Here is a 26,057-nt window from a genome sequence, read left to right as displayed (position 1 = left end):
CTCCCCCGGGCACAACCCGGGGGGGGTTGGAAACCAATACGGATCAATCGGCGGCTCACGCCTAAGCCACCTAAAACGTACGGGCCCGCGGACATCACGTCCGCGGCCCCTTCCGTTTGTGCCCCCCGCTCGTGCGGGCGGCTCCTGCGCGTCAGCCCAGCTCCGCCGGAGGCGTCCGCTTCGCGTCCACCTTCTGGGTACGGACGAGTTCGGCCCACACGATGTAGCGGTCGCGCGAGGTGTAGACCGGGGTGCAGGTGGTGAGCGTGAGGTAGCGGCCGGCCTTCTTCTTGCCGCTCTCCTTCGGGATCTGGTCGATGACCTCGACGTTGTACTTCGAGGTCTCGGGGAGCACCTTGTAGACCTTGTAGACGTACCAGGTGTCGCGGTTCTCGAAGACGACCGGGTCGCCGTTCTTGATCTTGTCGATGTTGTGGAACTTCGCGCCGTGGCCGTCGCGGTGCGCGGCGAGCGTGAAGTTGCCCTGCTTGTCCCCGGGCATGGCGGACTCGACGGGCTCGGTGTAGTAGCCGGCGACACCCTCGTTGAGCACCTTCGTGGAGGTGCCCTTCTTCACCAGGACCTCGTAGTTCCTGCCCATGGCGGGGACGTGGAGGAAGCCGATGCCGCCCTTGGTGTCGAGCTTGCCCGGGGCGCTGTCTGCCCACTGGCGCCTTATGGCATCGCCCTCGTGCTTGGCGGCACGGTCGGCGAGGACGTTGGTCCACCAAAGGGAGTAGACGACGAAGAGCCCGAGGATCACGCCCGCGGTGATGAGGAGTTCACCGATCAGGCTGACGGTGGCGGCGAACCACGAGAGCCGGTGCCGGGCGGGCACGGCTTCCCGGGCGCGGTCGTGCTGGGTGGTCGTCACCACTTGCCCCGATCTTTGTGCGTCCGTACCTGGCTCAGCCGACCAAGGCGGGCGGCTTGCCCTTGCTGCGCGGCCATTCCTCGACCATCTTGCCCCAGACGATCAACCGGAACTTGCTGGTGAACTCCGGTGTGCACGTGGTCAGTGTGATGTAGCGGCCGGGCCTGGTGAAGCCGGATCCGTCGGGGACCGGCTTGATCACCGAGATGTTGGAGGGCGGGGTCGAGGGCAGCGTGCTCGTGATCTCGTACGTGTAGTACGTGCTCTCCGTCTCGACCACGACCTTGTCCCCCGCCACCAGTTTGTTGACGTAGCGGAACGGTTCGCCATGGCTGTTGCGGTGAGCGGCGAGGGCGAAGTTGCCCTGCTTGTCCCAGGGCATGGCCGTCTCCAGCTCGCCCGAGTAGTGGCCGATCATGCCCTTGTCGAGCACCTTGTGCTTGTCGACGCCCTCGGCGATGGGTGCCTTCACGTCCAGCTTCGGGATGTACATGATCGCGAAGCCCTGCCCGGGCGAGAAGGCGCCGGGGTCGCGGGCCGGGTCCTTCTCGCCTTGCCACTGCTTCTGCAGGTTGTTGGCGGCGCCGCCGGCCTGCTGGTGGGCGAGGACGTTGGTCCACCACAACTGGTAGGTCACGAAGAGCAGCATCAGCACGCCCAGGGTGATGAACACCTCGCCGGCCACCCGGCTGGCGATCACCGCGGGGCTCTCCTTGGCCGCGCGCGCGGCCCGTCGGGCCTCCATGCGGGACCTGGGTGCGGCCGGCGTCGACGCCATGGGGGCCGTGACGGCCCCTGTGGCGGCCTGGGAAGCCTCGGGGGCACCGGAACGCCTCCTTCCCCTGCCGCCGCGCCGTGCGGCCTCCTGGGCCGCTTTCCGGCGGGCCGCACGTCCACCGCCCTCGGGCGCCGGGACGACGGGGGGCGGCTGCGGGGTCTCCTCCCGGTCCTGCTCCGGCTCGCGCTCGCGCTCCGGCTCTGACCCGGTCACCACGGGCATCGCCATGGTGTCGCCGGGCGCGCCCGCGACCCGGCGGCGCGCGGCGGCGCGCTCCTCGTCGGTGAGGGGACGCCGGACGGCCCTGAACCCCTCGGCGTACGGCTGCTCGGCCGGCCCTCCGTGCCGGGGGCGCGGCTCGGGCGGCTCCTCGGGGCCCGGCGCGGACGACGGCCGGGACGGCCACGGGTCGGCCGGCTGCGGCTCGTAGGCGGGCCTCGTGGACCCGTAGTACCCCTGCTCCTGCCCTTGCCCCTGCCCCCGTTCGTACACCTGCTGGCCCGGCACCGCGGCCAGGGGAGTGACCGGCTGCGCGGGCGCGGGCGGCGTCGTGGGGGGCGGCGTAGGTGGCGCCGCGGCGGGCTCCGCGCCGGAGTCCGCGCCGGAGTCCGTGCCGGAGTCCGTGCCGGACTCCTGGGCGGGCCGGGCCGCGCGGCGCCCGGTGCTGGGCAGCGGGTCGTTGAGCGGGTCGGCCAACTGCTCCACCACGGCGGCGAATTCGGCGGTGTCACCGAAGTGCCGATGCGCGGTCACGCAGTCACGCCCTGGTTCCGACCACAGGCGCGAGGCCCGCGGAACGCTCGACGGCGCCCTTGTCGCCGCATTCCACCAGCCAGTTGGCGAGCATCCGGTGCCCCCATTCGGTGAGCACCGACTCGGGATGGAACTGGACGCCCTCCACCCGGGCGCTGCGGTGCCGCAGTCCCATGATGATGCCGTTCTCCGTCCAGGAGGTGATCTCCAACTCCTCCGGCACCGTGTCCCGTTCGACCGCCAGCGAGTGGTAGCGGGTCGCGGTGAACGGCGTCGGCAGCCCCGCGAAGACCCCGCGGCCCTCGTGGGTCACCAGGGAGGTCTTGCCGTGCAGCAGCTCCGGCGCCCGGTCCACCACACCGCCGTACGCCACCGCCATGGACTGCAGTCCGAGGCAGACCCCGAAGACCGGGACGTCGGTGGCGGCGCAGTGGCGCACCATGTCGACGCAGACGCCGGCCTCCTCGGGGGTGCCGGGCCCGGGGGAGAGCAGGACGCCGTCGAAGCCGTCCTGGGCGTGGGCGAGCTCCACCTGGTCGTTGCGGAGCACTTCGCACTCGGCGCCCAATTGGTACAGGTACTGGACCAGGTTGAAGACGAAGCTGTCGTAGTTGTCGACGACGAGGATGCGCGCGCTCATCGGACGGCTGCCATCCCCTCGTCGACGGTCACGTCCCCGAACGGCAGCAGCGGCTCCGCCCACGGGAAGACGTACTGGAAGAGCACGTAGACGGCGACGAGGACCAGCACCAGAGAGATGAGTGCCTTCAGCCACACGTTGCCCGGCAGATGCCGCCAGATCCAGCCGTACATGCGCCGCCTTCCTGCCCTCCGTGCCCGTGCCTCGCCCAAGATTAGCCCGACAAACCCTCCGGCATACCGTCCTCCACAGGGCGTGTGGATTCCAGGTGCCCCCAGGTGATGAGCCGGTGGCTGTGGCCCCACTCGGGATCGCACGTGGTCAGGGTCAGATAGCGGCCGGGAACGGTGTACCCGGACTTCACCGGGACGGGATCGATCACAGCGACGTCGGTGGGGACGGTGCGGTAGGGTGCGCGGTCGATCTCGTAGGTGTACCAGGTGCGCCCGTCGGTCAGGACGACCTCGTCGCCCTCGCGCAGCCTGGGGAAGTCCTTGAACGGGTCGCCGTAGGTGCGGCGGTGGCCGGCGACGGCGAAGTTGCCCACGGCGCCGAGCCGGGCGGTGTTCGCGTAGTGGCCGAGGCCCTTCTTCAGGGTGCCGGTGCCCGTCCCCTCCAGCACGGGCTTGTGCCAGGAACGGCCCAGCCGCGGGACGTACATCACCGCGAAGGCCGTGCCGTCCCGGTAGGGCGCCGCGGCCGGCCCCGACGGGGAAGGGGACGCCGAGGGGGTGGCACCGCCCGCGCCTTCGGGTGACGGATCGGCCGCGGCGACGGGCCCGGTCGCCCAGCGGTCCTGCAGCCGGTCGATCTCCCCGTCCATCGCGCGGTCCGCCCGTACACCGGTCCAGAACAGCACGTAGCAGACGAAGAGCACGATCAGCGCGCCCACGGTGATGCACAATTCGCTCAGCGTCCGCACCACCAGGCGCATGCTCACCCCACAGGCTTGGCGTACTGCAGGTCCACTGTGCCGGAGTAGCCGGGAAGAGTCACCCGTCGTTCGTCCTCGACCTTCCAGCCGAGCCCGTAGGCCTGGACGTACTGCAGGTAGTTCTGGATCGCGGGGCTGGCGTCGAGCGCCTTGTGCAGCTTCTCCTGGTCGCCGACGGCCGTGATGGTGTACGGCGGGGAGTAGACGCGGCCCTGCAGGATGAGCGTGTTGCCGACGCAGCGCACCGCGCTGGTGGAGATCAGCCGCTGGTCCATCACCTTGATGCCGGAGGCGCCGCCCGCCCACAGGGCGTTGACCACGGCCTGCAGGTCCTGCTGGTGGATGACGAGGTCGTTCGGCTGCGGATTCGGCACGCCCGGGACGAGCGCCGTCGCGTCCGGCGGCGCGTCGTTCAGGGTGACCGAGACGGCGGGACCGGTGAGCTTGAGGGTGCCGGCCTCGGCGCCGAGCCGCGCCAGCTCCTTGCGGGTGGCGTCGCTGACGCCGCTGTCGGTGTGGGCGAGTCCGTCGACGTCCTCGCGCACCCCGGCGAGCTCGTTCTCCAGCTGCTCGTTCTGCCGGCTCTTCTCCTGGACACGGTCCGACAGGCGCAGCAGCGGGTCGTCGGTGCGGATGTCCAGGCCCTTGGCGGTGTCGAAACTCATCCAGAACAGCAGACCGGCCATCGCGAAGACCCCGGCGCTGAGTACGCGAAGCACCACAGACCGGGCGGATCGGGGGCCCGGGGAGGCGTCCACCGGATTGCTCACCGTAGCCTTATCTCCTTCCAACCCGCGGAAGCACTACGCTAACGGACGCCCGGAGGCGTGGGCCCCCCTGCCGTCGGGCCGCTCATACAAGACGTCACACGCGCGGTTACGCAGCGCATCGACAGGAGAGTCCCTCGTGCCGAAGTCACGGATCCGCAAGAAGGCCGACTTCACTCCGCCCCCGGAGAAGACCACCCCCATAAAGCTGAAGTCCGGCCGCGGCTGGGTGGCTCCGCTCATGCTGGCACTGTTCCTCGTCGGCCTGGCCTGGATCGTGGTCTTCTACGTGACGCAGGGCAGCTTCCCGATCGAGCAGCTGGGCAACTGGAACATCGCCGTCGGCTTCGGCTTCATCGCGGGCGGGTTCGTCGTGTCCACGCAGTGGAAGTAGCAGATCGCACAGTTATCCACAGGCGTCATCCACAGTGTTGAAAAGGTCGCATGATCTGTGGATAACCGTCAGCCGGTTGACACCGGTGTGACCGGTGGTCCGTTGTACGGACCACCGGTCTTTCGTTGATCTTGCAGGTCAGACACGGTGTGTAGGGGCACGCGCACGGCTTGCCCACAGGATGCACAGGAGGCCTCCGCCTCTCTGTGGATAACGTCTGATCAACGGTGCGCGTTACGGCCTAGCCGGAGATATTCGCGACCCCGGCCCACACCGTGACCGCCACGGCGAGCAGCATCGCCACGCACGTCCCCCACTGGACCAGCGCCCGGCGCGAACGCGGCGCGTACGCCATCGCGACGGCGATGATCGCCCCGGTGACGAGACCGCCGATGTGCGCCTCCCAGCTGATGCCCCCCCAGGTGAAGGTGAACAGCAGGTTCAGCCCGAGCAGGATCAGGACGGGCCGCATGTCCATCCGCAGCCGCTTCACGAAGACGGCCGTGGCGCCGAAGAGCCCGTAGATCGCGCCCGAGGCACCCAAGGTCAGGGTCTCCGGGGCCAGCAGCACCACCAGCGCGCTGCCCCCCAGTCCCGCGACCAGGTAGAGCGCGGTGTAGCGGGCCCGGCCGAGCAGCGTCTCCAGCGGGCCGCCGATCCACCACAGCGAGAGCATGTTGAAGGCGATGTGCGCGACCTCCTGGTGGAGGAACATCGAGCTCACCAGCCGGTACCACTCGCCGGGTCCGCCCGCCACGCCGCACACCGCGGTGCCGGGGGCGTAGCACGGGACGAAGAGCCCCAGCTCGGTGACGAACTGCTTGCCCTCGACCCTGGCGAGCAGGAAGACCAGCAGGTTCAGCCCGATCAGGATCTTGGTGACCAGCCGGGGGTCCCCGGCGACCGAACCGCCCGCCACCGTACGGGGTTCGGCGGCCTGGGCCGCACGACGGCCCTCCCGCACGCACTCCGGGCAGTGGAAGCCCACGGACGCGTTGATCATGCACTCCGGACAGATCGGCCGCTCGCAGCGGGAGCAGCGGATGCCGGTCTCCCGGTCCGGGTGCCGGTAGCAGCGGACGGCCTGGTCGGTCATGTGTCAGCCCTTCGCAGCGGAATCGCCCCGCCCGTCATACGCACGGGCGGGGCGTTCGGGTTCCCGGGACCCTAGCGACGCTCGATCACGACGCTCTGGATCACCACGTCCTCCAGCGGACGCTCGGTGCGCGGGTTGGTGGGGGCGGTCGCGATGGAGTCCACGACCTTCTGGCTGGCGGGGTCGGTGACCTCGCCGAAGATGGTGTGCTTGCGGGTGAGCCACGCCGTCGGGGAGACCGTGATGAAGAACTGCGAGCCGTTGGTGCCCGGGCCGGCGTTCGCCATGGCCAGGAGGTAGGGCTTGGTGAAACCGAGGTCCGGGTGGAACTCGTCGGGGAACTGGTAGCCGGGGCCGCCGGTGCCGTTGCCCAGCGGGTCGCCGCCCTGGATCATGAAGCCGGAGATGACCCGGTGGAAGACCGTGCCGTCGTAGAGGTGCTCGTGGGAGGTCCGGCCGGTGTGCGGGTCCGTCCACTCACGGGTCCCCTCCGCGAGCTCCACGAAGTTCTTGACCGTCTTCGGCGCGTGGTTCGGCAGCAGCCGGACGGTGATGTCCCCGTGGTTGGTCTTCAGGGTGGCGTAGAGCTGCTCGGCCACGATCTTGCCTTCCATAGTCCTCACTGACAGGGGCAAATCCTCGCACGCCACGCCTTCCCGCACGCAACTGTCGCGCCGCAGGTCATCCGGTGGCATCGTCGGTGACGGCTCCCCTTGACCCGGATGCCCGTACGCACATGCCGTACCCCGCGGCGGCGGGCATGATTTCAAACCGGGTGGAAAGGCGAAAACCGAACGCCACCGAGGAGGAGGTTCTCGTGACCCGCATCGACAGCGTGCGCGACGCAGCCGAGAGGACGAGGGTCAGCGTGCGGCACGCCGCGGACGTGGTGGCGCCGTACGCCGACACAGCGAAGCTCAACGCCGCGCACTACACGGACGAGGCCAGGCTCTACCTGGCACCGCGGGTGTCGGCGGCCGGGCGGCAGGCCCGCGCGGCGGCCCGGACGCAGTACGACGCGCACCTGGCGGCGCGTCTCGACCAGGCCCTGGCGGCGGTGCCGCCGGGCGTCCAGCAGAAGGTGGGGACCGCCGCCCGGCGCACCCGTGACACCGCCCGTCTGGCGGCGGAGTTCACAGCGCCGCGGATGGGCCAGGCGGTGACCACCGTGCGCAGCGTCGCGGCTCCGGCCGCGGAGGAGGCGGCCGCCCGCAGCGCCGCCGCGGTCGCCGTGCTGCGCAGCCACGTCACAGCGGACGACATCCGCAAGCTGGAGCGCCGCCGCGAGCGCCGCGCCCGCAACGGGCGGTTCGCCAAGGGCCTGCTGCTGGCGGGCCTCGTCGCCGGGGCCGGCTTCGCGGCGTGGAAGTGGTGGAGCAAGCAGACCAACCCCGACTGGCTGGTGGAGCCCGCGCCCGCCACCGAGGTCGCCGACCGCGCCTCCCTCAACGGCGGCGTCGAGGCCGACGCCTCGTTCGGCAAGGTCGACGGCTCCCCGGTGGACGCACTCGACCCGGAGGTACAGGCCAAGCAGGCGGAGTCGGACGCCGACGACCGCCGCGACCGCGGGGACACCCACCCGTGACGTGACGGCCCGGACACCGGCGGCGGTGTGTGACACGACCGGCAGGAGGGCGGCGGACCCGTGACGGGTCCGCCGCCCTCCTGCCGTACGCACCCGTCACCGTCCGGACGGCGCGGGCAGCGGCAGGACCTCCTCCTCGGCCTCCGGGTCGGCGATCTCCGCGGGCACCCCGCGCAGGGCGTACAGCGCCACGACGGCGCCGACGGCGAGCAGCGCCGCCCCCACCACGGTGGTGACCTGGACGCTGTGGCAGAAGGCGTCCTTCGCGGCCGCCAGCAGCGCGGCCCCGTCCGCCCCCGGCACCCGGGCGGCGGCCTCGGCGGCCCCGCCCACCGACTCGCGGGCGGCGTCCGCGGCGCCTGTGGGCAGTCCCGCGGGCAGGGCGAGCGCGTCACGGTAGACCGCGCCGAGCAGCGAGCCGAGGACCGCGATGCCCAGCGAACCGCCCATCTCCATGGCGGTCTCCGAGACGGCGGCGGCCGCACCCGTCCGCTCCTTGGGGGCACTCGCGAGGATCGTGTCGTTGGTGACCGAGACGATCAGGATGATGCCCGCGCCGTTGGCGACCAGCGGCGCCAGCAGCTGCCAGTACGGCGTCCCGGGCGTGGAGAGCCGGCCGAGCACCGCGGTGCTCGCGGCCAGCAGCACCAGGCCGAGGGCCACCACCCGTGCCCGGCCCAGCCGCGGGATCAGCGCGGTGGCCAGCGGCGCGGCGAAGGCCGCGGCCAGCGGGCCGGGGAGCAGCGCCAGCCCCGCGGTGAAGGGCGACCAGCCGCGGACGACCTGGAAGTACAGGGAGAAGGCGAGCGACAGCGTGGACGAGGCGAAGATCATGACCAGGTTGGCGCCGACGGCGCCGCTGAAGGCGGGGTTGCGGAACAGCCGCAGGTCGATCAGGGGCTCCTCGACCCGCACCTGGCGGCGGGCGAACAGCACCAGGGCCGCCGTCCCGATCGCCGCGGCGATCCACACCGGCGCATGGTCCGCGCCGTCCCGGAAGCCCTCCTTGACGGCGTAGATGGCGCCCAGGACACCGACGACCGACAGCGGCACGCCGATCCAGTCCAGCCGTCCCGGCCGCGGGTTGCGGGACTCCGGCAGCACCAGGGCGCCGGCCACGAGGACGACCGCCATGAGCGGGACGTTGATCAGGAAGACCGAGCCCCACCAGAAGTGGTCCAGCAGCAGGCCACCGACCACGGGTCCGAGCGCGAAGCTCGCGGCGGCGATGCCGCTGCTGATCCCGATCGCCGTGGTGCGCTCCTTGGGGTCGGTGAAGGCGTGGCGTACGACGGAGAGCGTCGAGGGCACCATCGCCGCCCCGGCGACGCCGAGCAGCGCGCGGCCGGCGATCAGCGCCCCGGGGTCCGGTGCGTAGGCGGTGAGCAGCGAGGCCACGCCGAAGGCGGCGGCGCCCAGCAGCATCATCCGCTTGCGGCCGAGCCGGTCGCCGAGGTTGCCCATGACGACCAGCAGGCCGCCCATGGCGAAGCCGTAGACGTCGGAGATCCACAGGATCTCGGTGCCGGACGGACCCATGTCCTTCAGCAGCGACGGGATGGCGTAGTTGAGCACGCTGTTGTCGATGCCGAGGAGCATGGCGGCCAGGCAGCAGACGGCGAGTGCGGCCCAGCGATGGCGGGCGGGGGCCGCGGGCGTCACGGCCGCGGCGTCGTGTGTGCGTGCGGGATTCGTCATGACCGACACGGTGCGCGCGGCCGCTGACCGGCCGCGCACCGCGCGCTGACCGGCGGCTGCCCGGGCCCGGTCAGCGCGCGGTCAGCCCGGTCAGTGCCCGCAGCGCCCGGTCGGCGGGGAGTCCCGCACCGCGCGCGTACGCCTCGTGGTGGGCCGGGTCGCCGAGGGCGGCCCGTGCGGCGCCCTCGGTGCGGGCGGCGTCGGGACCGGCCGGCACCTCGGTGCCGCGCAGCGCACTGCCCACGCCCAGCAGTTCCGCGGCCCGTGCGGGGTCGCCCTCTGCGAGCGCGAGGCCGGCGAAGGCATCGGCGAGGTTCGCCGCCAGCGGCAGGTCGCGGGCCCCGTGCTCCACGCCCGCGGCCTCGCGGAAGTGCCCGCGGGCGCGGGCGGTGTGACCCTCCTCCTGGGCGATCCTGCCGAGGGCGATGTGCGCCTCGGCACGGGCGCTCTCGCCGGTGTACCAGCCGTCCAGGGACTCGGACAGGGCCAGCCCCGACAGCCGCCGCGCCTCGGTGAGGTCGCCGGTCAGCCGGGCGCACTCGCCGAGGCCCAGGTGGGCCCCGGCGAACATCTCCCGGGCGCCGCAGCCGCGGGCGAGCTCCAGCCCGCGCGTGAAGTCGGCCCGGGCCTGCTCGTACCGTCCCGCCCGCAGGCCGCACCTGCCGCGTTCGCCGAGCAGTTCGGCGACGCTCTCGGTGGCGCCCAGCTCGGCGGCGTGGCCGAGGGCCTCGTCGATCAGCGCCACGGCCCGCGCCACGTCACCGCGGGCGCCGGACAGCCAGGCCAGCTGCGTGAGGGCCATGGTGGCCCCCCAGCGGTCGCCCAGGGCGCGGAACCCGGCGAGGGCCCGGTCGAACTCCGTCTCGGCCGCGGCGATGTCACCGCCGACCATCCACGCGTGGAACCCCGAGCCGACGTGGACCAGGGCCCGCTGCCAGGGCTCGACGAGGCTCGCCGCGCCGTCCGCGTACCGGGCGTACGTCTCGTCGTCCGGCACTCCGGCGAAGGGCGCCCAGAGCAGGTTGAGCACGGGATAGCGGCGGGCCATGCCGCCGAGCCCGGCGACGACGTCCGTGGCGGCCGCCAGGTGGACGGCGAGTTCGGCCTGGTCCGCGGTGACGGAGGCGGCGGTGATCACGCACAGCGCGTACTCCTCCGCCAGCCCCGGCGGCGCGCAGGGCCCGGTCACCGCCAGCAACTCACGGGCGGGCCGGGCGCCCTCGTAGCGCATGCCGCGCAACATCCAGTACGTGCACAGGGCGGCGAGCAACCGCAGCGCCACGGCGGTGTCGCCCGCGGCCACCGAACCGCGCAGCGCGGCGTGCAGGTTGTCGTGGTCGGCGGCGAGCCGGCGCAGCCACTCCAGTTGCTCGGCCCGGCGCAGCCGAGGGTCGGCGGTCAGCGCCAGGTCGAGGAAGTACGCGGCGTGCGCCCCGCGCAGCGCCTCCGACTCGCCCGCCTCGGCGAGACGTTCGGCGGCGTACGCCCTGATGGTCTGGAGCAGCCGGTAGCGCACACCCCCTTCGTGGCCGTTCGGACGGTCCACCACCACCAGCGACTTGTCGGCGAGGGAGGCGAGCAGGTCGAGCACGTCCTCGGCGTCGATGGCGTCATCGTCCGCCGGGCCGGCCGCGGGCCCCGCGCAGATCGCCTCGGCCGCCGGGAGGGTCCAGCCCCCGGCGAAGACGGAGGCGCGGCGCAGCACGGTGCGCTCGTCCTCGGGCAGCAGCTCCCAGCTCCAGTCCACGACCCCGCGCAGGGTCCGCTGACGGGGCTGGGCGGTGCGGCTGCCCCGGGAGAGCAACCGGAAGCGGTCGCCGGGCCCGGCGAGCACGTCACCGAGCCGGTCGGCGACGTCGGTGGCGGACAACGACCGCAGCCGGGCGGCGGCCAGCTCGATGGCGAGCGGGACGCCGTCCAGTGCCCGGCAGATCCGGGCGGCGGCCTCGGCATCGGGCAGCCTGCCGGACGGACTCACGGCGGCGGCCCGCTCGAGGAGCAACCGGACGGCGGGGGAGCCGAGCACGTCCTCCTCGGGCGCGCCGGGGGCCGGCAGGGGCAGCGGTTCGAGCGGGCAGAGCGTCTCGCCGTTGACGCCGAGCGCCTCCCGGGTGGTCGCCAGGACCCGCACCCGCGGGCAGGTGGTCAGCAGCTCCGCGGTGATGCGGGCGACGTCGGCGATCAGGTGCTCGCAGTTGTCCAGCACGAGGAGCACCTCCCGGTCGGTCAGCGCGGCCGTGAGGCGGGCGAGCGGTGAGCCCTCCGGACCCGCGGCCTCACGTCCGGCGGCCCCGGGGAGCAGACCCGCCTCCCGCAGGCCCAGGGCCCCCGCGATCGCCTGCGGGACCTCGGAGCCGTGGGTCAGCCCGGAGAGGTCCACGAAGCAGACCTCCCCCGCGTGCCGCCCGGCCGCCTCCACCGCGGTACGGGTCTTGCCCGCACCGCCCGGGCCGATCAGGGTGACCAGCCGGGCGTCACCGAGCCGCGCCCCGATCCGTGCCAACTCCTGCTCACGCCCGATGAAGCTGGTCAGCTGGGCGGGCAGCCCGTGCCGGAGGAGCGGCGCGGACGGACTCCCGGCGGACGATGTTTCACGTGAAACACCCGAAGACCGGGCATCCAGCACGCCTCCGGTGCCCCCGGCGACCGCGGCCGGCCCGGTACGGGCGGGCACCGGCTCGCCGCGCAGCACCGCCAGATGCGCCTCCACCAGTTCCGGGCCCGGGTCAGCGCCGAGGGACTCGGCGAGTTCACTCCGTGCGTCCTCATACACCCGCAGTGCCTCGGACTGGCGGCCGCAGCTGTACAGCGCCCGCATCAACTGGGCGCGCAGCCGTTCCCGCAGCGGGTACTGGGTGACCAGCTCCTGCAGTTCGGCGACGAGTTCCTGATGGTGCCGCGCGTCCAGCGCCAGCTCGGCCGCGATGCGGTCCTCCACCGCCGAGATCCGCAGTTCGTCCAGCCGCGCCACCTGCGCCCGCGCGAAGGGCGCGTCGCCCACGTCCGCCAGGGCCGAGCCCCGCCACAGGTCCAGCGCACCGCGCAGCAGGCCTGCGGCCCGCCCGGGCTCACCCGCGGCCAGCGCCTCCCGCCCCTCGGCCGCGAGCCGCTCGAAGCGGTGCACGTCCACCTCGTCACGGGCGACCACCAGCCGGTAGCCGCCCGGATGGCGCTCGATGGGCACGGCGACGGCCGCGCGCAGCCGCGAGACCTGGGACTGCAGCGCGTTGCCGACCCCGGCCGGCGGCTCGTCCCCGTACAGCCCGTCGATCAGCCGCTCGGTGCTGACGATCCGGCCCGCCTCCAGCAGCAGCATCGCCAGCAGCGCCCGCCGGCCCGGGCCTCCGACGGCGGCGGTGCCCCCGTCGTCCCGCAGCGCTCTCGTCTCCCCCAGAATGCCGAACCGCACGCCGCCGATTCTGCCGCACGGGCCCGCGGCCGGCACCAGGCCCCGGGAACACGACAGGCCGGGACCTCCATGAGGTTCCCGGCCCGGTCGGACGGTGTGGAGCCTAGGGGAGTCGAACCCCTGACATCCGCCATGCAAAGACGGCGCTCTACCAACTGAGCTAAGGCCCCGTGCCGCAGACCAGCGTACCGGCTGCGGAGAGGATCACCGACCGAGTATCGGGGGTCCGTAGGATGACGGGCAAGTTCGCGGCCGCAAAGGTCCCCCGTCAGGAGCCCGCAATGGACACCTCGCAGCCGGACGCCACCACCCGCGTCCAGGACATGCAGCGCACCTGGTACGGCGAGCCGCTCGGCGTGCTGTTCCGCCGCCTCATGGAGACCCTGGGGCTGAACCAGGCGCGGCTGGCGGGGGTGCTGGGGCTGTCGGCGCCGATGCTCTCCCAGTTGATGAGCGGGCAGCGCGCGAAGATCGGCAACCCCGCGGTCGTACAGCGGCTCCAGGCGCTGCAGGAACTCGCCGCGGAGGTGTCCGGCGGAACGGTGACCGCAGCGGACTCGGTACCGCGGATGGAGGAGATCCGCGGTTCCGAGGGCTCGCCCCTGCTCGGCACCACCCAGAGCGCGACCGGAGCGCCGCTGCCGCCCGCACGCAGGGTCGTCCACGAGATCCGCTCGCTGCTGCACGAGGTGGCCTCGCCCGCCGAGATCTCCGAGGCGGCCGATTCCCTCGCCCACCGCCACCCCCAACTGGCAGAGTTCCTCCGGGTGTACGGTGCCGGGCCGTCCGACGCGGCGGTCCGGGACTACGAGGCGCGGAAGCAGGGGGCAGACGCACGCCATGGGTGAGGTCTTCGCGGGCCGGTACGAACTGGTCGATCCGGTCGGGCGCGGCGGGGTGGGCGCCGTGTGGCGCGCCTGGGACCGGCGGCGCGGACGCTACGTGGCGGCCAAGGTGCTGCTGCAGAGCGACGCCCACGCCCTGCTGCGCTTCGTACGGGAGCAGGCGCTGCGCATCGACCACCCGCACGTCCTGGCCCCCACGAGCTGGGCGGCCGACGACGACAAGGTGCTGTTCACCATGGACCTGGTGCGCGGCGGCTCGCTGTCGCACCTGATCGGCGACTACGGCCCGCTGCCGGCGCGCTATGTCGGCGGCCTGCTCGACCAGTTGCTGTCCGGCCTGACGGCCGTGCACGCCGAGGGCGTGGTGCACCGGGACATCAAGCCCGCGAACCTCCTGATGGAGGCGACCGGCACCGGGCGCCCGCACCTGCGGCTTTCGGACTTCGGCATCGCCATGCGCAAGGGGGAGCCCCGGCTCACCGCGGCCAACTACGTCGTGGGCACCCCTGGTTACTTCGCCCCGGAACAGCTGCTCGGCGCCGAGCCCGACTTCCCCGCCGACCTGTACGCGACCGGGCTGGTCGCGCTCTACCTGCTCGGCGGCAGCAAGCCCGACGCGGAGGCGATCGTCACCCAGTACGCCCACGGCATGCCCCGGGCCCCGAAGGGCGTCCCCGGCCCCCTGTGGGAGGTGATCGGCACCCTGCTGCAGCCGGACCCGGAGGCCCGCTTCCGCACCGCCGCGGGCGCCCGCAAGGCCCTGGCGGCGGCGGTGGAGCTGCTGCCGGACCCTGAGCCGGACGAGGAGGCCGTCGAGGTCTTCGACCAGATCGGGCCGCTGCCCGCCGGCTTCTCCCCCGACGGACCGGTGGACCCGGCGCCGTCCGTGGAGGAGACCGGGAGCTTCCGCCTGCCGCCGCCCGCACCCGCCCCACGGCCGGCCGCGACGGCACCGACGCCGCCCACACCGCCGACGCAGGGGCCGGTCACCCCGGCGCCCACGCGTCCGTACACGGCCACCGTGGCGGGTGCCGGTGCCCCGGTGGCCGCCCCCGTCGCTCCGCCGCCGCCCCCGCTGATCGCACCGGCCGTGCCGGCCGCCCGGGCCGGCGCACCGTCGCCGATGCGCCGGCCCGGCCCTCCCGCCAAGGTCGTCGTGCCGATGCTGCTCGTCGCGGCCCTCTGCCTCGCCTTCGGCTTCTGGGCCCTGTCAGCGTCCTCCTGAGACCGCGGCCGGCGCGCGCCGCGCAGCCACCGTCCAGACCGCGAGCGACAGCAGCAGCACGGTGCCGGCGCCCAGGCCCGCGAAGCCGAGGGCGCGCAGCAGCGGGTTCCCGGAGCCGGGTTCCCCGGGGAGGCCCAGGTCCTCGCCGGGGTCACCGTCGTACGACGGCCCCGCCTGCGCGGCGCCCTCGACGTTGATCCGCAGCGTGACCGGGACGGCGCCGTCGACGAAGCCCGCGACCTCCGGGTGCACGGACACCGCCAGGTAGTAGGAGCCGTCGAAGCGGGCCGCAGACACGGCGTTACCGCTCTCGTAGCGGTTGGCGTAGGCGACCTTCCCGGTCGTGGCGGTGACGGAGGTCTGCTCGCCCGAGTAGGAGGCCGTGTCGCCGCCGATGAAGGCCCAGCGCGGGTTGTAGACCTCCACGCGCACACCGGAGCCGCTGTAGCCGCCCGGCTTCGTCACGCCCGCGTTGGCGAAGTCCGCCGCGGCCCAGGCCTGTTGTCCCCAGCCGACCGGCACCCGGTAGAAGCGCGTCTGCCCGGGCAGCACCTCGTCCTTCCAGACCCCGGTGCCCAGCGCCCCGGCATGGGCGAAGTCCGCGCCGCCGGTGGCCCCGCGGGCGGTGCCGCTCGCGGGCACCGGCGTCTGCGTGCCCGGGCTGAGGGCGGGGCCGGGCGTGGCGCCGCCGGTGAGCCCCGGCTCGTGGGTGAACCGGATCTGCAGCGGCCAGGGCGCGGCGTCCGAGGTGCCCTGCGAGGTGCGGGTCACCTCCAGGACGTACGCGTGCGCCTCCTGGCACGGCCCGTCCTTGCCGATGGTCCGCTTGACCCAGGTGCCGATGGGCCGTGCCGCCCCGTCGGCGGAGAACGTCCGGCGGTCGCTGTCGCAGCGGGTGCCGTCGGTGCTCGTCAGCGTCAGTTCGATGCCGTCCCCGTACGCCACCTCGGAGCCCGGGCGGGGCAGCGCGAAGACCGCGAGGTAGGCCGAGCGCACCGCGTCCAGGTCGAGGGCGTAGTTCTTGCCGCCCTCGTCCGCCGTCAGGCTGTCCCGGTACAGGACCCCGGGCTTGAGCTGCGGGGCGTCCGCGGTGCTCGCCCGGCCCCGCACCTCCTCGCCCTGCGGCTGCCAGGAGGGGACGGCCGGGTCGGCGTACGCCGCTCCCGCCGGTCCCGCCAGCAGCGCGAACGCCGCCGCCACCGATGTGAGCGCCCTGCGGATCATGCGCCGTCCCTCCGCCTGCGGCCCAGCAGGGCCACCGTCCCGACCCCGGCGAGCGCCACCGCGCCGCCCGCGGCCGCCGCCACCGCGTCGCCCGCCGTCATGAAGCCTCCGCCGTCCGCGGGGGCTGCGGCCGCCGTGGTGTCCACGGCCGCCGCCCGTTCCCCGCCGTCCCGGCCGGCGGCCGAACCGCCGCCCCGCGCGGGCGCGTCGTACTCCGGTCCGGCCAGTTGCGTCCCGGTCACGTCCACGCGCAGGACGACCCCCACCGCCGCGTTCCGCGCCAGCCCCGCCGCGCCCGGCCCGAGCGAGACCGCGACGTAGTGCTCGCCCGCCGTGCGGGCGCCCCGGGCGCCGCCACTGACCACCCAGCGGTTGGTCCAGGTCACGGGTACCGTGCCGAGCCCCACGGACAGCGGGCGCCCGTAGTAGCCGCGGCGTTGCGAGGCCCCGGAGGCATCGCCCAGCGGCTGCCGTCCCGGCCCGTACGCGGCCGTCGCCACGAAGGACGAGGCCGTGGAACCACCCTCCAGGAGCGGTTCGTTGGCGAAGTCGGCGGTGTACGTCAGTCGCTGTCCCCAGCCGACCCGCACCTTGTAGAACCGCGTCTGACCGGGCAGCAGCGTGTCCCGCCAGATGCCCCTGCCGACCCCGCGCGCGTCGTTGAACCCCGTGCCGCCCTCGACGTCCCGCGGTGCGCCCGTCAGAGCCGCCGGAGGATCCCCGTAGCGGGTCGCGGCCGGTGCCGGGGTGGCGCCCGCCGGGAACGGCCGCTCGGAGCCGTACCGCAGTTCCAGGGGCCAGCGGGCGCGGTCGGAGCCGGCGGCGCTGGTGCGGTGCACGGAGAGCACGTAGCGCCCCGCCCTGTCGCAGGCGCCGTCCCGGTCGTCGCCGGGGATCCGGCTGACGGCGCCGCCGATCACCATCGCGCCCTCGTCCTGCCCGAAGTGCGCGGTGTCCGAGCCGCAGGTGAGGGGGTACCTGCCGGTGCCCGCCAGCCGCAGCTCGACGCCGTCCCCGTACGCGGCCCTCACCCCCGGCCGCGGCACCGCGGTCACCGCGAGGTCCGCCGTGGAGGCCGCGTCCAGCGTCATCGCGTACCAGCGGGTCTCGCCGGGCCCGATGTCGTCGACGTACTGGCCGGGGGACAGCCCGGGCGCACCGGTGGCGCTCGTCCCCCCGTCCACCCGCCGGCCCTGGAGGCGGTACGCGTCCGCGCTCAGCCGGGAGGCCCGCGTCAGCTGCCGTACGAGCGAGGCGGCGTCGGGAGCGTCCCAGTAGCTGCCGTGACCCGCCTCGGCGATGCACTCCAGCTGCTCGCGGGCACCGCCGCGCACCTGGAAGCCGATGGTGTCGATCCGCAGGTCCAGGTCCACGCCCTGCCCGGCCAGCCGTGCCGCCACCTCGCAGGGCTCGGGTGCCCCGCAGGTGTCCTCGCCGTCGGAGACCAGCACGATCGTGCGCCGCCCGTCCTCGGGCAGGTCGGCGGCCGCCTTCTCGAGCGACAGCCCGATGGGGGTGTCCCCCTGGGGCCGCACCCCGGCCACGGCCTGCTTCAGGGCGTCCCGGTCCAGCGGCCGCACGGGCTCCAGCAGACGGGTGTCGTCGCAGCCGTGCTCCTTGCCCGCGCCGTAGACCCGCAGTCCCGTCGGGTAGCCGTCCGGCAGCGCGTCCACGACGGCGCCGACGGCCTTCCTGGCCGCCGTCATGCGGGCGCCCGCCATGGAGCCGGAGGAGTCCAGCACCATGACCAGCCCGTCGCCGTCGTCCGCGGTCCGGGCCTGGGCCTGGGCCGCCCCGGCCGGGCCCAGCAGGGCGCCCAGCGCCAGCAGCCCGCACGCGGCCGCCCGCAGCGGCCCCACGGGCCCGCGCGGCAGCGCCTTCCCTCGTCGCATGTGCTGTTCCCCCTCGCACATCGTCGGCCTCAGCGAAGCTATTGATTTGCGACAGCAAATACAAGCGGATCACGTCACGGTCGGGCAACAACGGCCGGGCGACCACGGGCGGACATGACGAGGCCCCGACCACATCGTGGTCGGGGCCTCGGGAATCCTTCGTCCGGGCTGTGCCGTCTCAGACGCTCGCGCCGGAACCCGCCGGAACGGAGTCCGTGGCCTCCGTCCACAGGTCCTGCTCGGCGCGGTCCGCCTGGATCTGGCGGTACACGAGGAGACCGCCGATGGCGGCCAGTGCGACCAGGAGAAACTTCTTCACCGCGCGACCTCGTCCTTCTTGCGTTGGGGGTCTTCCGACGGGCCCGACTATACACACCGGTCGATATCGAACGGTGACCTGCCACCGGAACCAACTCCGCGGACGCGGACAAGGAAACGGCCCGTACGGATGATCCGTACGGGCCGTCCACGCGGTGGGGCTAACAGGACTTGAACCTGTGGCCTCTTCCTTATCAGGGAAGCGCTCTAACCGTCTGAGCTATAGCCCCGCGCTGCGTTGAAAGATTAGCGCACCCGGGGCCGTGGCCCAAAATCGGTTACTCGTCCTCCGCCAGCGTCAGCTCGATTCCGCCCACCATGCCGGCCGACATGTTGTAGATGAAGGCGCCGAGCGTCGCCAGCGCCGTGGCCAGCACGACGTCGATGACCGCGATGACCGCCGTGAAGGTCAGCACGCGCGACAGCGACAGGAACGACACCAGGTCGAACCCGCCGTCCGAGCCGGACGACGTGGCCTCGCTGAGCGTGCCGCCGACCGTGGTGAAGACGCCGATGGCGTCCATCACCATCCACAGCACCGCGACCGCGATGACCGTGCAGATGCCCAGCGCGATGGAGAGCAGGAAGCTGACCTTCATCACCGACCACGGGTCGGCCTTCGCCACCCGCAGCCGCGCCTTGCGCGTGCGCGGGACGGTACGGGCCGCCGGACGCGGCTGGCGGACGCCCGCGGTCGCGGGGGGCCCGGCCGGGGGCGCGTACGCCTGGGGCGGCTGGTGCGGGTCCTGGGTCAGCTGCGGCGCCTGCTGCGGCTGCTCGGCGACCGGGCCACCGGGCCCACCGCCGTAGGTCTGCTGGTGCACAGCGTGCTGGTGCTGCGCTGGACGGGTGTCGGTCACGGTGATTCCCCCCTGGTGCGGGCCGTTGTCCGTACGTGGGCCAGGGGCACCGCCGATCGCGTCCGGAACGGCAGCCGGCATCGGCTGCCCTCCGTCCGCGCCCGTCCCACCCGCGGCGCCCTCGGCTCCACTCACGGCTTCTTACTCCTCCGACTCGGCGGCCACGGGCTGCTCGCCCTCGGCCTCTTCGGCGGCGACGACCTCTTCGGCCTCCGCCCCCGCCTCGGCATTGCGGGCGACGCCCACGACTGCATCCTTTTTACCGAGGTTGATCAGTTGGACGCCCATGGTGTCACGCCCGGTTTCCCTGATCTCGTTGACACGGGTGCGGATCACACCGCCGCCGAGGGTGATGGCGAGGATCTCGTCGGTCTCCTCCACCACCAGCGCCCCGACCAGGGAACCCCGGTCCTCGACGATCTTGGCCGCCTTGATGCCGAGTCCGCCGCGCCCCTGGACCCGGTACTCGTCCACACTGGTGCGCTTGGCGTACCCGCCATCGGTGGCGGTGAAGACGAACGTACCCGGTCGCACGACATTCATCGAGAGCAGTTCGTCCCCTTCGCGGAAGCTCATGCCCTTCACGCCCGAGGTCGCACGGCCCATCGGCCGCAGCGACTCGTCCGTCGCGGTGAACCGGATGGACTGCGCCTTGCGGCTGACCAGCAGCAGGTCATCGGCCGGGCCGACCAGCTCGGCGCCGATCAGCAGGTCCTCGCTGCCGTCCTCGGTCTCCCGCAGGTTGATCGCAATGACACCGCCCGAGCGGGGGGAGTCGTAGTCCTTCAGCGATGTCTTCTTCACCAGGCCCGACCGGGTGGCGAGCACCAGGTAGGGCGCCGCGTTGTAGTCGCGGATGGCCAGCACCTGGGCGATCTGCTCGTCCGGCTGGAAGGCCAGCAGGTTCGCCACGTGCTGCCCGCGGGCGTCGCGGCCGGCGTCCGGCAGCTCGTACGCCTTGGCGCGGTAGACCCGGCCCTTGTTGGTGAAGAACAGCAGCCAGTGGTGCGTGGTGGTGACGAAGAAGTGGTCGACGATGTCGTCTTCCCGCAGCTTCGTGCCGCGCACGCCCTTGCCGCCGCGCTTCTGCGAGCGGTAGTCGTCCGTCTTGGTGCGCTTGACGTAGCCGCCACGGGTGATCGTGACGACGATGTCCTCCTCGGCGATCAGGTCCTCGATGGACATGTCACCGTCGAAGGGCACCAGGGCCGAGCGCCGGTCGTCGCCGAACTTCTCGACGATCGCCGTCAGCTCCGTGCTGATGATGCCGCGCTGCAGCTCGGGCGAGGCCAGGATGCGGTTGTACTCGTTGATCTTCGTCTGGAGCTCGTCGTGCTCCTGGACGATCTTCTGCCGCTCCAGGGCCGCCAGGCGGCGCAGCTGCATCTCCAGGATCGCGTTGGCCTGGATCTCGTCGATCTCCAGCAGGCCCATCAGGCCTTCACGCGCCACGTCCACGGTCGCGCTGCGCCGGATCAGGGCGATGACCTCGTCGATCGCGTCCAGGGCCTTCAGCAGACCGCGCAGGATGTGGGCGCGCTCCTCGGCCTTGCGCAGCCGGAACCGCGTCCGGCGGACGATGACCTCGATCTGGTGGGTCACCCACTGCTTGATGAACTGGTCCAGCGAGAGCGTGCGCGGCACGCCGTCCACCAGCGCCAGCATGTTGGCGCCGAAGTTCGTCTGCAGGTCGGTGTGCTTGTACAGGTTGTTCAGCACGACCTTGGCGACGGCGTCGCGCTTGAGCACGATCACCAGGCGCTGTCCGGTGCGCGAGGAGGTCTCGTCGCGCACGTCGGCGATGCCGCCGACCCGGCCGTCCTTCACCAGGTCGGCGATCTTCTGCGCCAGGTTGTCCGGGTTGACCTGGTACGGCAGCTCGGTGACGACCAGGCACTGCCGGCCCTGGATCTCCTCGACCTCGACGACCGCGCGCATCGTGATGGAGCCGCGGCCGGTGCGGTACGCCTCCTCGATGCCCTTGCGGCCCACCACCAGGGCGCCGGTCGGGAAGTCGGGGCCCTTGATGCGCTCGATGAGGGCTTCGAGCAGCTCCTCGTTGGACGCCTCCGGGTTGGCCAGGTACCACTGGGCGCCCTCGGCGACCTCGCGCAGGTTGTGCGGCGGGATGTTGGTCGCCATGCCGACCGCGATGCCGGCGGAGCCGTTGATCAGCAGGTTGGGGAAGCGCGACGGCAGGACCGTCGGCTCCTGGTTGCGGCCGTCGTAGTTGTCCTGGAAGTCGACGGTGTCCTCGTCGATGTCCCGGACCATCTCCATGGACAGCGGCGCCATCTTGCACTCGGTGTACCGCATGGCGGCGGCCGGGTCGTTGCCCGGGGAACCGAAGTTGCCGTTGCTGTCGACCAGCGGCATGCGCATCGACCACGGCTGGGCCAGGCGCACCAGCGCGTCGTAGATCGAGGAGTCGCCGTGCGGGTGGTAGGTACCCATGACGTCACCGACGACACGGGCGCACTTGTAGAAGCCGCGCTCCGGGCGGTAGCCGCCGTCGTACATCGCGTACAGCACGCGGCGGTGGACGGGCTTGAGACCGTCCCGGACGTCGGGCAGCGCGCGGGACACGATGACGGACATCGCGTAGTCGAGGTAACTGCGCTGCATCTCCGTCTCGAGGCCCACGGCCTCGATCCGCGTCGTGGTGTCCGCCTCGGCGGCGCCCGCGGCGTCCTGCGGACTGCCGGGCGTGACAGGGGTGTTCTCGTCGGCCATTGCTGGTCAAAGTCCTTTCGGGCGGCGGCTGATGGGGGCCGACTCAGATGTCGAGGAAGCGGACATCCTTGGCGTTGCGCTGGATGAAGGAACGCCGGGCCTCGACGTCCTCGCCCATCAGCACCGAGAACAGGTCGTCGGCGAGGGCCGCGTCGTCCAGGGTGACCTGGCCGAGCACGCGGTGGTCGACGTCCATCGTGGTGACCCGCAGTTCCTCGGCGTTCATCTCGCCGAGGCCCTTGAAGCGCTGGATCGAGTCCTCGCGCACACGCTTGCCGTTCTGCCGGCCCAGCTCGATCAGGGCGTCGCGCTCGGAGTCGGAGTACGCGTACTCGAAGTCGTCCCGACCCCACTTGATCTTGTAGAGCGGGGGACGGGAGAGGTACACGTGGCCCGCCTCGACCAACGGCCGCATGAAGCGGAAGAGGAAGGTCAGCAGCAGGGTGTTGATGTGCTGGCCGTCCACGTCGGCGTCCGCCATCAGGATGATCTTGTGATAGCGCAGCTTCGAGATGTCGAAGTCCTCGTGCACACCGGTGCCGAAGGCCGAGATCAGCGCCTGGATCTCGGTGTTCTGCAGGATCTTGTCGATCCGCGCCTTCTCCACGTTCAGGATCTTGCCGCGGATCGGGAGGATCGCCTGGTACTGCGGGTTGCGGCCGGACTTTGCCGAGCCGCCGGCGGAGTCACCCTCGACGATGAAGATCTCGCACTTGGCGGGGTCGTTGGACTGGCAGTCGCTCAGCTTGCCCGGCAGCGACGCCGTCTCCAGCAGGCCCTTGCGGCGCGTCAGGTCGCGCGCCTTGCGGGCCGCCACCCGGGCGGTGGCCGCCTGGATGGACTTGCGGATGATGTCCGAGGCCTCGTTGGGGTTGCGGTCCAGCCAGTCCGTCAGGTGTTCGTGCACGACCTTCTGGACGAAGGTCTTCGCCTCGGTGTTGCCGAGCTTCGTCTTCGTCTGGCCCTCGAACTGCGGCTCGCCCAGCTTGACCGAGATGATCGCGGTCAGACCCTCGCGGATGTCCTCACCGGTGAGGTTGTCGTCCTTCTCGCGGAGCAGCTTCTTCTCGCGCGCGTACTTGTTGACCAGCGTGGTCAGCGCGGCGCGGAAGCCCTCCTCGTGGGTGCCGCCCTCATGGGTGTGGATGGTGTTGGCGAAGCTGTAGACACCCTCGCTGTACTGGGTGTTCCACTGCATCGCGACCTCGACGGAGAGCATCCGCTCCTTGTCCTCCGCGTCGATGTCGATCACCGACGGGTGGACCGGCTCGCCCTTGCGCGAGTTCAGGTACTTCACGAAGTCGACGATGCCGCCCTCGTAGTGGTACGCGACCGAGCGCGGCTGGCCCTCGTTCTCCACGTCCGCGTGCTCGGGACGCTCGTCGGTCAGCGAGATGGTCAGGCCCTTGTTGAGGAAGGCCATCTCCTGGAAGCGCCGCGACAGCGTCTCGAAGGAGTACTCGGTGGTCTCGAAGATGTCACCGTCGGCCCAGAAGGTCACGGTGGTGCCGGTCTCCGCGACCGGCTCGTTCTTCTGCAGCGGGGCGGTGGGCACACCGAGCTTGTAGTCCTGGGTCCAGCGGAAGCCCTCACGCTTGACCTCGACCGCGACCTTGTTCGACAGCGCGTTCACGACCGAGACGCCGACGCCGTGCAGACCGCCGGAGACGGCGTAGCCGCCGCCGCCGAACTTGCCGCCCGCGTGCAGCACCGTGAGCACGACCTCGACGGCGGGCTTTCCCTCGGACGGGACGATGTCCACCGGGATGCCGCGGCCGTTGTCGACCACGCGCACGCCGCCGTCGGGGAGGATCGTGACGTTGATGGTGTCCGCGTGACCGGCCAGTGCCTCGTCGACGGAGTTGTCGACGACCTCGTACACCAGGTGGTGCAGGCCGCGCTCGCCCGTCGAGCCGATGTACATGCCCGGGCGCTTGCGAACCGCGTCCAGGCCCTCAAGGACGGTGATCGCGCTGGCGTCGTACGCCCCGCCGGTGGCGGGCGCGGCGGAGCCGTCAGCTGCGGACGTATTGATCTCGTTGGGGTTGCCGGAATCGGCCACGAAGCGCCCTTTCTGGCACAGCATGAGCGGGGTCCCGCGGCGCGGAACCGGCTGCATCACTCGACATCGTTCGACTGGTCCCGCTGGGGTCCCCCGGTGCCGGAGGCCAGGGGCGGGCGGTACTGCTACCAGTCTACCGGTAGCGCCGACATAGATGGGGCTTTGGCGGTACCTGAGTTCCCGTGTACCCGACGGAAGTACCTCCAGCCGACTCCCCACACGCGGACCGGGTCCCAAAACGGCTCACGCGGGCGCACAGGGCTTCGACCCGATTACGCACAGCAGGTTCCCGGCCTATCCGTACGTATCGCCCGGCCCACGGCTCCCGGGGGCACGCAGACGCCCGTACGAACGCACCGGTCCTCCCGGCCCGAGGACCTTGATCAACTTCACGGTGCCGTGCCCGAGATCGGCGTTCAGCCTGGCCACGAGCGTCGGGGCGAGCAGCCGCAGCTGGGTCGCCCAGGCCGTGGAGTCGCACTGCACCGTGAGGACCCGGTCCTCCTCGTCGTACCGCTGCGGCTGGCAGTGCAGGGCCACGTCGTCGCCCACCAGCTCCGGCCAGCGGCCCATCACGCCGCCCACCGCCGCGGGGGCCTCCCAGCCGCGCTCGGTGATCAGCCGGCTGATCGCGGCGCCCAGGGGCAGCGGGTCCCGCCCGTCCGCCCGCGCACCGCTGCGCAAGCCCCCGCGCCGGGCCTGCTTCTTCTGCTGGGCGGCCGCGCCCCTCGCGCGGGCCTGCTCCTTGGCGGCGCGCAGCGCGACCCTGGCCAGGTCGACGCCGGACACCGGCTTGTCCTGGGCGCCCGTCTCCTGCGCCGGCTGCTGCTGATCCGTCATGCCCGCTCCACGCCGCCGTCCTCCACCGCGTACCGGGCGCCGACCAGCACGTCCGGTACGTCGTCGTCCACCGCCGCCGTCACCAGCACCTGCTCACCGGGGGCCACCAGCTCGGCCAGCCGGGTGCGGCGCCGGGCGTCGAGCTCGGCGAAGACGTCGTCGAGCACCAGCACCGGTTCGCCACCGTCGGCGCGCAGCAGGTCGTACGAGGCCAGGCGCAGCGCCAGCGCGTACGACCAGGACTCGCCGTGGCTCGCGTACCCCTTGGCGGGGAGCTGTCCCAGCTTGAGGGAGAGGTCGTCCCGGTGCGGGCCGACCAGGGTCACCCCGCGCTCGATCTCCTGCTTGCGGGCCTCGCCCAGGGCCTCCAGCAGCAGTCCGTACAGCTGCTCGCGGCCCGACGCCCCGGCGATCCGTTCGCCGATCGAACTGCGGTACTCCAGGACGACGGGACCACCGCCCGGTGCCAGCTGCTCGTACGCCTTGTCCGCCAGCGGCTGCAGGGCCTGGGTGAGGTCCAGACGCTGGGCCAGCAGCTCGGCGCCGGCCCTGGCCAGGTGCTGGTCCCAGATGTCGAGCGTGGACAGGTCGGCCCCGCGGCCGCCGTGGCGGCGGGCCATGGCGGCCGACTTCAGCAGGGTGTTGCGCTGCTTCAGGACCCGCTCGTAGTCGCTGCGGACGCCCGCCAGCCGGGGCGCCCGAGCGGTGAGCAGCTCGTCGAGGAAGCGCCGGCGCTCCCCGGGGTCGCCCTTGACCAGGGCCAGGTCCTCGGGGGCGAAGAGCACCGTCCTGACTATCCCCAGCAGGTCGCGCGGGCGGACCTGGGAGGAGCGGTTGAGCCGGGCCCGGTTGGAGCGGCCCGGATTGATCTCCAGCTCGATCAGCTGTTGCCGCTCGCCCTGCACCACGGACGCCCGCACGATCGCCCGGTCCGCGCCCATCCGCACCAGCGGGGCGTCGCTCGCGACCCGGTGGCTGCCGAAGGTCGCCAGGTAACCGACCGCCTCTACCAGATTGGTCTTGCCCTGGCCGTTGGGGCCGACGAAGGCGGTGACGCCCGGGTCGAGCGGGACCTCGACCCGGGCGTAGGAGCGGAAGTCGGCGAGCGACAGATGCGCGACGTGCATGGC

22 protein-coding genes and 2 tRNA genes are annotated in these 26,057 nt (G+C 72.4%); 4 read left to right on the top strand and 20 right to left on the bottom strand.

The annotated features are described in order from the left end of the window. Positions 1–151: 151 nt before the first annotated feature. The 6 genes from ACFV3E_RS03550 to ACFV3E_RS03525 all read right to left on the bottom strand — a co-directional run bounded on the left by ACFV3E_RS03550 (position 152) and on the right by ACFV3E_RS03525 (position 4,749). Positions 152–838, bottom strand: a complete 687-nt coding sequence (locus tag ACFV3E_RS03550) for a class E sortase (RefSeq protein WP_500372698.1) — start codon at positions 836–838, stop codon at positions 152–154. A 70-nt stretch (positions 839–908) separates the two neighbouring features. Further along, complete coding sequence (locus tag ACFV3E_RS03545) at positions 909–2,405, bottom strand: class E sortase (RefSeq protein ID WP_500533145.1); 1,497 nt, start codon at positions 2,403–2,405, stop codon at positions 909–911. 4 nt (positions 2,406–2,409) lie between these two features. Then, positions 2,410–3,045, bottom strand: a complete 636-nt coding sequence (locus ACFV3E_RS03540; protein ID WP_354792929.1) for an aminodeoxychorismate/anthranilate synthase component II — start codon at positions 3,043–3,045, stop codon at positions 2,410–2,412. Beyond that, a complete protein-coding gene (locus ACFV3E_RS03535) occupies positions 3,042–3,218 on the bottom strand; it encodes a hypothetical protein (RefSeq protein WP_500533144.1) in 177 nt (58 codons plus the stop codon). The genes ACFV3E_RS03540 and ACFV3E_RS03535 overlap by 4 nt, the downstream gene beginning before the upstream one ends. A gap of 41 nt (positions 3,219–3,259) precedes the next feature. Continuing rightward, the gene (locus tag ACFV3E_RS03530) at positions 3,260–3,979 is read right to left on the bottom strand and encodes a class E sortase (RefSeq protein ID WP_500533390.1); all 720 of its coding nucleotides are present in this window, start codon (positions 3,977–3,979) and stop codon (positions 3,260–3,262) included. A gap of 2 nt (positions 3,980–3,981) precedes the next feature. Beyond that, entirely contained in the window at positions 3,982–4,749 is a 768-nt protein-coding gene (locus ACFV3E_RS03525) for a DUF881 domain-containing protein (RefSeq protein WP_500367999.1), read from the bottom strand. Positions 4,750–4,885: 136 nt separating this feature from the next. Between ACFV3E_RS03525 and crgA the strand changes: the two genes are divergently transcribed. Beyond that, positions 4,886–5,140 carry a cell division protein CrgA gene (crgA, locus tag ACFV3E_RS03520; RefSeq protein WP_089229113.1) on the top strand — a complete coding sequence of 85 codons (255 nt, stop codon included), beginning with the start codon at positions 4,886–4,888 and terminating at the stop codon, positions 5,138–5,140. Between the two features lie 241 nt (positions 5,141–5,381). On the opposite strand, the gene ACFV3E_RS03515 is transcribed toward crgA, so the two are convergent. Further along, positions 5,382–6,236, bottom strand: a complete 855-nt coding sequence (locus tag ACFV3E_RS03515; RefSeq protein ID WP_500533143.1) for a rhomboid family intramembrane serine protease — start codon at positions 6,234–6,236, stop codon at positions 5,382–5,384. Between the two features lie 71 nt (positions 6,237–6,307). Further along, entirely contained in the window at positions 6,308–6,835 is a 528-nt protein-coding gene (locus ACFV3E_RS03510; protein WP_500533389.1) for a peptidylprolyl isomerase, read from the bottom strand. A 218-nt stretch (positions 6,836–7,053) separates the two neighbouring features. Here ACFV3E_RS03510 and ACFV3E_RS03505 point away from each other — a divergent pair, with 218 nt between their 5' ends. Further along, complete coding sequence (locus tag ACFV3E_RS03505) at positions 7,054–7,821, top strand: DUF5324 family protein (protein WP_500533142.1); 768 nt, start codon at positions 7,054–7,056, stop codon at positions 7,819–7,821. A gap of 96 nt (positions 7,822–7,917) precedes the next feature. Here the strand turns inward: ACFV3E_RS03505 and ACFV3E_RS03500 are convergent, their stop codons facing one another. From ACFV3E_RS03500 to ACFV3E_RS03490, 3 genes are all read right to left on the bottom strand, one after another. Further along, entirely contained in the window at positions 7,918–9,519 is a 1,602-nt protein-coding gene (locus tag ACFV3E_RS03500) for an MFS transporter (protein WP_500533141.1), read from the bottom strand. 70 nt (positions 9,520–9,589) lie between these two features. Continuing rightward, on the bottom strand, positions 9,590–12,928 hold the full coding sequence (locus tag ACFV3E_RS03495; RefSeq protein ID WP_500533140.1) for an AfsR/SARP family transcriptional regulator: 3,339 nt from the start codon (positions 12,926–12,928) through the stop codon (positions 9,590–9,592). Positions 12,929–13,025: 97 nt separating this feature from the next. Next, positions 13,026–13,098, bottom strand: a tRNA-Ala gene (locus ACFV3E_RS03490). Between the two features lie 111 nt (positions 13,099–13,209). Between ACFV3E_RS03490 and ACFV3E_RS03485 the strand changes: the two genes are divergently transcribed. After that, a complete protein-coding gene (locus ACFV3E_RS03485) occupies positions 13,210–13,776 on the top strand; it encodes a helix-turn-helix domain-containing protein (RefSeq protein WP_500533139.1) in 567 nt (188 codons plus the stop codon). Then, the gene (locus tag ACFV3E_RS03480) at positions 13,769–14,998 is read left to right on the top strand and encodes a serine/threonine-protein kinase (RefSeq protein WP_500533138.1); all 1,230 of its coding nucleotides are present in this window, start codon (positions 13,769–13,771) and stop codon (positions 14,996–14,998) included. Before ACFV3E_RS03485 ends, ACFV3E_RS03480 begins: the two co-directional genes overlap by 8 nt. Here ACFV3E_RS03480 and ACFV3E_RS03475 read toward each other — a convergent pair. The 9 genes from ACFV3E_RS03475 to recF all read right to left on the bottom strand — a co-directional run bounded on the left by ACFV3E_RS03475 (position 14,984) and on the right by recF (position 26,054). Then, positions 14,984–16,222, bottom strand: coding sequence for a hypothetical protein (locus tag ACFV3E_RS03475; RefSeq protein ID WP_500533137.1), 1,239 nt, complete (start codon positions 16,220–16,222; stop codon positions 14,984–14,986). The genes ACFV3E_RS03480 and ACFV3E_RS03475 overlap by 15 nt on opposite strands. Next, positions 16,219–18,114, bottom strand: coding sequence for a VWA domain-containing protein (locus tag ACFV3E_RS03470; protein WP_500533136.1), 1,896 nt, complete (start codon positions 18,112–18,114; stop codon positions 16,219–16,221). The genes ACFV3E_RS03475 and ACFV3E_RS03470 overlap by 4 nt, the downstream gene beginning before the upstream one ends. A gap of 178 nt (positions 18,115–18,292) precedes the next feature. Continuing rightward, the gene (locus ACFV3E_RS03465) at positions 18,293–18,433 is read right to left on the bottom strand and encodes a DLW-39 family protein (RefSeq protein ID WP_018559211.1); all 141 of its coding nucleotides are present in this window, start codon (positions 18,431–18,433) and stop codon (positions 18,293–18,295) included. 155 nt (positions 18,434–18,588) lie between these two features. Then, positions 18,589–18,662 (bottom strand) — tRNA-Ile (locus ACFV3E_RS03460). A 48-nt stretch (positions 18,663–18,710) separates the two neighbouring features. Next, a complete protein-coding gene (locus ACFV3E_RS03455) occupies positions 18,711–19,427 on the bottom strand; it encodes a DUF3566 domain-containing protein (protein ID WP_500533135.1) in 717 nt (238 codons plus the stop codon). A gap of 6 nt (positions 19,428–19,433) precedes the next feature. After that, positions 19,434–22,025 (bottom strand): DNA gyrase subunit A, encoded by a 2,592-nt coding sequence (gene gyrA, locus ACFV3E_RS03450; protein WP_500533134.1) that lies wholly within the window; start codon positions 22,023–22,025, stop codon positions 19,434–19,436. 43 nt (positions 22,026–22,068) lie between these two features. Then, positions 22,069–24,111, bottom strand: a complete 2,043-nt coding sequence (gene gyrB / locus ACFV3E_RS03445) for a DNA topoisomerase (ATP-hydrolyzing) subunit B (RefSeq protein WP_499512884.1) — start codon at positions 24,109–24,111, stop codon at positions 22,069–22,071. 270 nt (positions 24,112–24,381) lie between these two features. Beyond that, entirely contained in the window at positions 24,382–24,927 is a 546-nt protein-coding gene (locus ACFV3E_RS03440) for a DciA family protein (RefSeq protein WP_500533133.1), read from the bottom strand. Beyond that, positions 24,924–26,054 carry a DNA replication/repair protein RecF gene (gene recF, locus ACFV3E_RS03435; RefSeq protein WP_499512885.1) on the bottom strand — a complete coding sequence of 377 codons (1,131 nt, stop codon included), beginning with the start codon at positions 26,052–26,054 and terminating at the stop codon, positions 24,924–24,926. The genes ACFV3E_RS03440 and recF overlap by 4 nt, the downstream gene beginning before the upstream one ends. Between the last annotated feature and the right edge of the window lie 3 nt (positions 26,055–26,057).

Origin of the sequence: Streptomyces sp. NPDC059718, assembly GCF_042733315.1 — a bacterium.
In the GTDB taxonomy this organism is placed as follows: domain Bacteria; phylum Actinomycetota; class Actinomycetes; order Streptomycetales; family Streptomycetaceae; genus Actinacidiphila.
The sequence above is the reverse complement of the archived record's forward strand: the minus strand, read 5'-3'. Positions and strand labels throughout refer to the sequence as shown.